Genomic DNA, 7956 nt, shown 5'->3' on the forward strand with positions numbered 1-7956 from the left:
CTAAAGGTAATGATGTGTAGCACGCCGTCCAGGTCGCGCAGCTTGACCGTCCGCAGCGTCAGCCCTTCGACGGTGCCCATGTACGTATTGATGGTGACGAAGTCATCCACCGCCAGGGAGTCCTCGATGAGGATGAAGATGCCGGTGATCAAATCCTGCACCAATGTTTGCGCGCCAAACCCCACCGCTAGGCCGATCACACCGGCACCGGCCAGCAGCGGCGTGACGTTGACCCCAAGGTTGGCCAAGCCAGCAATCACCGCAATGATCAGGATGGTGACAAAAATCACGTTACGGATCATCGGCGTGATGGTTTGCGCGCGGGCCTGGTTGACGCGCCGCCCCCGTGACCGCGCGGAGGAGGTCAGCGCCCGCTGAATGGCGGTATCGGCAAAAATCCACACCAGCCATGCCAACAGCACAGTGGCCCCCAGGCTGACCAGCGCCTGACCAATACGCGCACTGGCCACTCCCTGTTGCCCCAAACCAAACAGCGAACCGCCCCACACCTGCATCGAAAGCTCGGCAAAAACCATCCAGACGCTCAGATGCGCCAGTACGAAGCCAAAGCGCTCCAGTCGCTTGCGATATTGGCTAAAGCGGCGGCGATGGCGCCGCTTGCCCAAACGCTCTTCCTGACGACGCAGCAGCCCGGTAATCACCAGGGTCAACACCAGCAGGCTAGCCGACACGATCGAACGAGCCAGCGCGGTCCCCACGTCGCCCACGGTAACGAACATCGCCAGCAGCGAGCCGCCCACCATCAGCAGGGCAGGAATGTGCCATAGCCCGCCCAGCGCGCGAACCAACTCCACGGCCGTGCTGGCGTCACGGCGCTGTTTGTAAGGCCGATTACAGATGAGATGACGAATGGGACGCTGAAACTTGAAAATGAAACGCGCCGACAGCAGCGCTGCCAGCATGTTGGCCAGCACGGACACCAGCCCCGACAGATCGGTCCCCAGCAGCTCCATCAGGCGGGTAGAGTTGACGGCGTCGCCCAAGGCAATCAGCGCGCCGATGACGAACAGCCCCCGCAACGCCTTGTGCTGTAATACTTGCACGGCGGTAAAACGATGCCCGCGACTGAAGAACGCTATCACCGTTTCGAACACCACCGACAGCGCTCGACCACACAGGCAGATATAGGCCACCACCAGCACCAGGGCGCGGCCGGGGCTGTAAGGCAGCAGCTGGCCGACTCCTAGTGTAATGACGAAAGCCAGCGCCCAGGGCAGCATGCGCCGCAAGAAGTGGACCGCCAACAGCCAGGCCTTGGGGTCCCGGGGCAGGTCCAGCGGCCAATGATGCCGCTTGGCCACGACGCGACCAAAGGCAATCATCGCCACCAGCAGGCCACTCCAGATAACGGCCAGCAGGGTACCTTCTGCCACGGCTCGGACAGCATCCCGCTGCTCGGCCCCGGCATTCAGAGCACGCAGATCCTCGACGCCCTGGACCAGTTGCCGTGACCACTCGTCGATGGGCGAATCCCCGGCCTGGGCCTGTTCACCGATGTCGGAAAGCGTATCAGCCAAGGCGCCCAGCAGCCCTTGGCGCACCACGCCGTCGTCTTCCACGGCCTCGGTACTCAGCTGCAGCTCACGCAGCGAGTCCAGCAGCGCACGGCGCTGATCCTCGCTTTCGAGCATGCCAATGACGTCGCTCAAGGAGCGCTGGAAATTTTCGCTGGTGACGTCCGGCTGCTCTTCGCTGCCACTACTGCCCCCCAACGTGGGAAGCGAGACGCTCTGGGCGTGTGCGGTGACGCTGATCATCAGGCTGAGTAGCGCCCCTAGAACGATGCTGGTTATCCAGTGCTGTCGCACGCGTGACTCCCGTGGAAAGTGACTGTTGAATCGTGTCTTTTCTCGTGCTCAGCCTAAGCGTGTGATTATGATAGGCTAAACCTACAAACGTTCACCTCCAGGACATCGAGATGACGCTGCAGGCTCCTCCCCAACGCTTGAACCCGGACGGCCAGACCCGACGCGTAGGCGTCGAAATCGAGTTTGCCGGGCTCCCCCCTCGCGAGACGGCCGAGGTGGTGCAGGCACTGTTTGGTGGTGAGCTTAACGTGCTCAGCCCCCATCGGCTACAGGTGGCCGACACACGCTGGGGAGCGTTCGAGATCGAACTGGATACTCAATACGCCCATCCAGACCAGACGTTGTTGGACGCACAGCAGGACAATGACAGCGAGTGGGCCCGCCAACAGCATCAGCGGCGGCTGGAATTCCACCAAAAGACCCGAGAACTGATCGGTGACATGGTGACCGGGCTGGTGCCCACCGAAATCGTCTGCCCTCCCATCCCTTGGGAAGAGCTCGAAGCGTTGGACACTCTGTTCGACACCTTGCGGGAAAAAGGCGCCAAGGGCACCGATGCCAGCCTGCTGTACGGTTTCGGCCTGCACCTGAACCCGGAAATCGAGCGTAACGAGGTCGATTATCTGCTCGCCATGCTGCGCGCCTACCTGCTGCTGGCCAGCTGGCTACGTCAGGAAATCAAGGTGGACATTACCCGAGAGGTGCTGCCACACGCCAACCCGTTCCCCAAGGAGTACGCCCGCAAGGTGCTGGACCTGCGTTACCAGCCGGATCTCGACACCTTCATCGACGACTACCTGGCCGATAACCCTACCCGCAACCGCGAGCTGGACCTGCTGCCGCTGTTCGCCCACCTGCGCCCGGAACACCCTCACGAGCTGCTGCACGGCCAGTTGACCAAGCCACGGCCCACTTTTCATTACCGGCTGCCCAATGCGCAGCTGTCGCAGCCGGGCTGGGGCAGCGTGATGGAGTGGAACCGCTGGGTGGAGGTAGAGAAGCTGGCCCACGACCAGGACATCCTTCACGCCCGCTGCCAGGAGTACATGGCCGAACAGAACCAACCCTGGTGGCGGCGCCTCAAGCGCAGACTGTTTGGCCATGCCTAGACCCCTGATCGGCATCACGACCTCGGATTACAAAAGCCAGCTTGCCTGGTGCTTCGACTGGTTTGCCGTCTGGCGACACGGCGGCAGGCCGCTACGCCTTTCTCCTTCTCGCCCGTTGCCGGAGCACCTGGACGGCCTGATCATTGGCGGCGGAGACGACATTCAAGCCCACCTGTACGGCGGCGAAGTGCAGCTGGACGTACGCATGGACCCAGCCCGTGACGAGCTGGAACTCGACCTGCTGAAGCGTTTCATTCCTCGCCATACGCCAGTGCTGGGCATCTGCCGAGGTGCGCAGCTGATCAATGTGCATCTGGGCGGCAGCCTGGACCCCGACATCTACACCACCCACGAAGGCTTGAAGCGCCGCCGCACGGTACTGCCCCGCAAAACCGTCGACATCGTGGGCGACAGCCAGCTCTATCGTTTGTTGGGGGTGACCTGGTGTCGTGTGAACAGCCTTCATCATCAGGCGGTCAATCGGGCAGGTCAGGGCATTCGGATCGTGGCACGTGACCGCGATGGGCTGGTGCAGGGCATCGAGTCCACGGAGCATGCGTTCCTGATAGGCGTTCAGTGGCACCCGGAGTGGCTGATCTTCAACCGCCCCCAGCAGCGTTTGATACGTGCGCTGGTGAAGGCGGCTAAGGCGCCCCGCTAGCCTTTCAGTGCCGCCAATGCCGCGTCGTAATCAGGCTCGTTCTTCAACTCGCTGACCAGCTCGCTGTGCAGCACCCGATCCTCGGCATCCAGCACCACCACGGCACGAGCGCAGAGCCCTTCCATGTTGCTGTTGCATAGCGCCACGCCCCAGTCCTGTTGAAATTCGCGGTGGCGGAACGTCGAGAGCGTCTCCACGTTGTCCAGCCCTTCGGCACCGCAAAAACGCTTGGCCGCAAACGGCAAGTCGGCAGACACCACCAGCACCACGGTGTTGTCCAGCGACGAGGCCAGTTCATTGAAGCGTCGCGTCGACGTTGCACAGGTAGGCGTATCGACGCTAGGGATGATGTTCAGCACCTTGCGCTTGCCTGCATAGGTCGTCAGGGTAACGTCTTCCAGGCTGCCGTCGGTGAGCGTCATGGCCGGTGCATCCTGCCCCACCGCCGGTAAGGTGCCCGCCACATCCATGGGTTGACCTGCCCGCGTAATCTGTTGCATATCAAGCTCCTAATGTATGGTAAAAGGGGAATGACGATCAGTGGTCCAGCTTACCGTGGAACTCCCTGATTCGGCTATCCCTCATCCATCGCGACACGCTAGCGAGAACACCATGGCCTCTGTAGTCATTATCAAAACCGGCGACGCCTTCCCCGAAGTGGTGGAGCAGCACGGGGATTTCGAACAGCTGTTCATCGACCAGGTGCAGGACGTCCTGCCCGACCACCTGACCCTCGACGTATGGGATGCACGCCTCACCAGCCAGCCGCCGGAGGATATCGTGGCAGCCTTCATTACCGGCTCCCACAGCATGGTCAGTGAGCAGCTCCCCTGGAGCGAGGCGCTGAAGCCCTGGTTACAGCAGGCACTGGCGGACGACCTGCCACTGCTGGGCGTATGCTACGGCCACCAGCTGATGGCCGCTGCGTTTGGCGGTGTGAGTGATTACCACCCGGCGGGCCGTGAATCCGGCACGCGCAGCGTACGCCTGACCCAGGCAGGCCGCCAGGACCCGCTGTTCGGGCAACTCCCGGAGTGTTTCGTGGCCCACTTGACCCATGCCCAAGCGGTCATGCAGCTTCCCCCCGACACCAGCATTTTGGCGCACAACTGCCATGATGCCCACCAGGCGCTGCGCTATGGGCCACGCCAGTGGAGCGTTCAGTTCCATCCCGAGTTTTCACCGCCGGTGATGCGCGCTTATATCGAACGCCAGCGCGCTGCCTTGCGCGACCAGGGTGAAGACCCGGATCAACTGCTGCAAGGCGTCGCGGAGACCCCCGACGCCACGCGCCTGCTGACCCGGTTCATCGCGATGCTGTAGTGTGCGTTTGCGATGCTGTAGCGCGCTTTTGGTCGCGCCGCGATATGACGTTCAGGATGGCCAAAAAAAAAAATCCCCCCATGCCCTTGGCATGGGGGGATGGTAGCCAGGGCGACATCAGTCGCCCGGCAGGCGTTTACGCACGTTCGCGACGGCGAACCGGCGCATCGCCATCGTCACGACGACGGCGCGGTGCACGCTCGGGCGCACGGTCTTCGCTGATTTCCAGCGGGCGACCGGCCACACGGGCACGCGCCATCTTGGCCAGAATGGTAGACGGCAGGCCGCTGGGCAGCTCGACCACCGAGAAGGCGTTGCGAATATCGATGCGGCCGATACGGGCACCTTCGATACCGCCTTCATTGGCCAACGCGCCGACCAATTGACCAGGCTTGACGCCATCCTTATGGCCTACCGACACACGGTAGCGGGTCATGCCTTCGCTGGGCGCGCTGGAGCGCTCGCGACGAGCACCAGCTGGCTTGCCGGGCGCACCCTCACGCGGAGCACGCTCTTTGCGCGGTGCTTGCAGACGGCCAATCGGCGCTTCGTCAGCACGAGCCATGGCAGCAAAGGCACAGGCCAGCTCGACGGCGTCGTGACCTTCTTCCACCAGACGCTCGACCAGCGCGCGCTGCTCTTCGGCACCCTTGGTCAGGGCGGCCACGACGCGATGGTGGAATACTTCATCACGGTGCGCACGGATAGCAGCTTCGTCAGGCAGCGGCATTTCGGTCATTTTCTGACCCGTTGCCTGCTCCATCCAGCCTACCTTACGACCTTCACGGAAGCCCGCGAAGGTGATAGCGATGCCGCTGCGGCCCGCACGGCCAGTACGACCGATACGGTGCGTATAGGCTTCGGCGTCCTGGGGAAGGTCGTAGTTCACCACGTGGGTGATACGCGGAACGTCCAGACCACGAGCGGCGACGTCGGTCGCGATCAGGACATCGACCTTGCCACGCTTCAAGCGAGTGATGGTGCGCTCACGCAGGCTCTGGTCCAGGTCACCCGACAGGCCAGCCGCGTTGACACCGCGCGCCGTCAGCTGCTCTACCAGCGTGGTACAGGCAGCACGTGTACGTACGAACACGATGGCCGCATCCACCGGCTCCACTTCCAGAATACGCGCCAGCGCTTCCAGCTTGGCACCACCGTCCACACGCACCAGGCGCTGTTCGATGTTTTCTCCCGTCGTGGTGCGCGATTCGATCGCCACCTTGACCGGGTTGACCAGATAGCGATTGACAATGCGCTCGATTTCAGACGGCAGCGTGGCCGAGAAGAACACGCGCTGGGCATCTTTCGGGGTATCGGCAACCACGCGTTTTACGTCGTCGATAAAGCCCATGCGCAGCATTTCGTCGGCTTCGTCCAGCACCAGCGCAGACAAACCGTCCAGCTTCAAGCTGCCGCGATCCAGGTGGTCGATGATACGACCAGGCGTACCGACCACGACTTGAGCGCCGCGCTTCAAAGCGCCCAGCTGCTCACGATACTCTTGACCACCACACAGGGTCGCCACTTCGAGCCCCTGCAGGTTTTGACCATACTTACTAAAGGAAACCGCAACCTGCTGAGCAAGTTCGCGGGTAGGCGCCAGCACCAGTACCTGGGGCTCGCGACGCTGCATGTCGAGACGCGACAACAGCGGCAGTGCAAAGGCAGCCGTTTTACCGGTACCCGTTTGTGCCTGACCCAGCATATCGCGACCTTCCAGCAGGGCTGGAATGGTCTGCGCCTGGATGGGCGAAGGAGTTTCGTAGCCCTGCGCTTCTACAGCAGACAGAACGGCAGGCAAAAGAGCCAGATCACCGAAGCTCGGCGAGGTGACAGAAATCGAGGTCATTAATCACACCTTGGTAGGCCGGTATCACCGGCAAAAAACATCGTAAGCGTCTCTGACTCTGTCATATGCCGCACGTCACGGTGCGCAGCAAAAGAACAAGGCTCCGCATAGCGGATATCGTCATCAGTGGAGTCGGAGACGCCGGTCGCACCTGGCATTCGGCTGGCAGTACCGCACGCTGCGGGCCAACCGCTGTGGCGACCTTACTGCGCCGATTTCACCCGTCTGGTGAAATGCTGGAGGCGCGCCATCTTCACAGCAATGAACATCCAGTCGAGGGGATGTTCCTGCAAACGTTTCGGCTTGGTGCCATGAGGCGACCGAATCAACGCTTGCCGTCGTGATGGAGGGGTCAACACATGCGAGGAGCGCGCATCCTACCACCTCACTGGTAAGCTGACCAGCTTTTTTACTTTAACCAATATCATCCTGAAACTTGCACTTGTTCACTATTGGTCTAACCTGAGAGGTGCCTCACGTTGTTCACGAACTTCAAGGAGTGATGCATATGAACTGGGATCAGATCGAAGGCAAATGGACCGAGGTAAAAGGCAAGGCGCGTTCTAGCTGGGGCGAATTGACCGACGACGAGCTGACGCAAATCGGCGGCAAGAAAGACCAGCTAGTAGGTAAGCTTCAGCAAAAATACGGGCTGGCCCGTGAAGAAGCCGAGCGCCGTGCAGACGAGTGGGCCAACGGCCTCTGATCGTTTCGGCATTGGCGCTGTACAGGCAGGCCAATGCGTATCCATTTTCCAATAGATGCCTATTTGGCTGATTCAATAGCAACATGGAGAGAAGCTATGCGTAAATCACTACTGACAACGGCTATCGGCACGGTACTTCTGGGCAGCATGGCAATGGGCGCCCACGCACAGACCGAGCCACAGGGTATGTATTCAGCCGAAGACATTCTGGATGCTGATGTCTACTTCGCGGGCGGTTCCGGCGAAGAGATCGGTGAGGTGGAAAACATTCTCTTCGATGAGGAGATGCGCATTACTGCACTGGTCATAGAGAGCGGCTCTGTACTGGGGCTGGGCGGACGTGAAATCGTTGTCGGCACCGACCACTTCACGCTGGAAACCCACACCGAAGCGGATGGCGATACCGAGCACCGGATCATGCTCCAAGCCACGTCTGAAGAAGTGGAAGCCTTTCCTACTTACAACCACGACGGTGGGAA

General features: G+C 61.2%; 8 protein-coding genes. 5 read left to right on the plus strand and 3 right to left on the minus strand.

Annotated elements, in window-relative coordinates; translation table 11 throughout:
• Positions 1-1829 (minus strand): mechanosensitive ion channel domain-containing protein (locus tag B7L71_RS10280; RefSeq protein WP_081137729.1); only part of this gene is annotated, 1829 nt, incomplete at its 3' end.
• 110 nt (positions 1830-1939) lie between these two features.
• On the opposite strand from B7L71_RS10280, the gene B7L71_RS10285 reads away from it, so the two are divergent.
• A complete protein-coding gene (locus B7L71_RS10285) occupies positions 1940-2938 on the plus strand; it encodes an amidoligase family protein (protein ID WP_081137730.1) in 999 nt (332 codons plus the stop codon).
• Positions 2931-3599, plus strand: a complete 669-nt coding sequence (locus B7L71_RS10290; RefSeq protein WP_081137856.1) for a gamma-glutamyl-gamma-aminobutyrate hydrolase family protein — start codon at positions 2931-2933, stop codon at positions 3597-3599. Before B7L71_RS10285 ends, B7L71_RS10290 begins: the two co-directional genes overlap by 8 nt.
• Here B7L71_RS10290 and tpx read toward each other — a convergent pair.
• Entirely contained in the window at positions 3596-4099 is a 504-nt protein-coding gene (gene tpx, locus B7L71_RS10295; RefSeq protein ID WP_081137732.1) for a thiol peroxidase, read from the minus strand. The genes B7L71_RS10290 and tpx overlap by 4 nt on opposite strands.
• Before the next feature lie 112 nt (positions 4100-4211).
• On the opposite strand from tpx, the gene B7L71_RS10300 reads away from it, so the two are divergent.
• Positions 4212-4922 carry a glutamine amidotransferase gene (locus B7L71_RS10300; RefSeq protein ID WP_081137734.1) on the plus strand — a complete coding sequence of 237 codons (711 nt, stop codon included), beginning with the start codon at positions 4212-4214 and terminating at the stop codon, positions 4920-4922.
• Positions 4923-5058: 136 nt separating this feature from the next.
• Here B7L71_RS10300 and B7L71_RS10305 read toward each other — a convergent pair whose 3' ends face one another.
• Positions 5059-6771: a DEAD/DEAH box helicase gene (locus B7L71_RS10305; protein ID WP_016914693.1), complete on the minus strand. Its 1713-nt coding sequence runs from the start codon at positions 6769-6771 to the stop codon at positions 5059-5061.
• Positions 6772-7279: 508 nt separating this feature from the next.
• On the opposite strand from B7L71_RS10305, the gene B7L71_RS10310 reads away from it, so the two are divergent.
• The gene (locus B7L71_RS10310) at positions 7280-7477 is read left to right on the plus strand and encodes a CsbD family protein (RefSeq protein WP_016914694.1); all 198 of its coding nucleotides are present in this window, start codon (positions 7280-7282) and stop codon (positions 7475-7477) included.
• A 96-nt stretch (positions 7478-7573) separates the two neighbouring features.
• Positions 7574-7956 (plus strand): PRC-barrel domain-containing protein (locus B7L71_RS10315; protein ID WP_081137736.1); only part of this gene is annotated, 383 nt, incomplete at its 3' end.

The sequence above is a fragment of the Halomonas sp. BC2 genome (assembly GCF_002078115.1).
Taxonomy (GTDB): Bacteria; Pseudomonadota; Gammaproteobacteria; order Pseudomonadales; family Halomonadaceae; genus Vreelandella; species Vreelandella stevensii.

What these genes read in the sequence shown, in the direction of transcription:
- tpx (WP_081137732.1), bottom strand. Translation starts at nt 4,099, where the DNA reads ATGCAACAGATTACGCGGGCAGGTCAACCCATGGATGTGGCGGGCACC.
- B7L71_RS10310 (WP_016914694.1), top strand. Translation starts at nt 7,280, where the DNA reads ATGAACTGGGATCAGATCGAAGGCAAATGGACCGAGGTAAAAGGCAAG.
- B7L71_RS10300 (WP_081137734.1), top strand. Translation starts at nt 4,212, where the DNA reads ATGGCCTCTGTAGTCATTATCAAAACCGGCGACGCCTTCCCCGAAGTG.
- B7L71_RS10285 (WP_081137730.1), top strand. Translation starts at nt 1,940, where the DNA reads ATGACGCTGCAGGCTCCTCCCCAACGCTTGAACCCGGACGGCCAGACC.
- B7L71_RS10290 (WP_081137856.1), top strand. Translation starts at nt 2,931, where the DNA reads ATGCCTAGACCCCTGATCGGCATCACGACCTCGGATTACAAAAGCCAG.
- B7L71_RS10305 (WP_016914693.1), bottom strand. Translation starts at nt 6,771, where the DNA reads ATGACCTCGATTTCTGTCACCTCGCCGAGCTTCGGTGATCTGGCTCTT.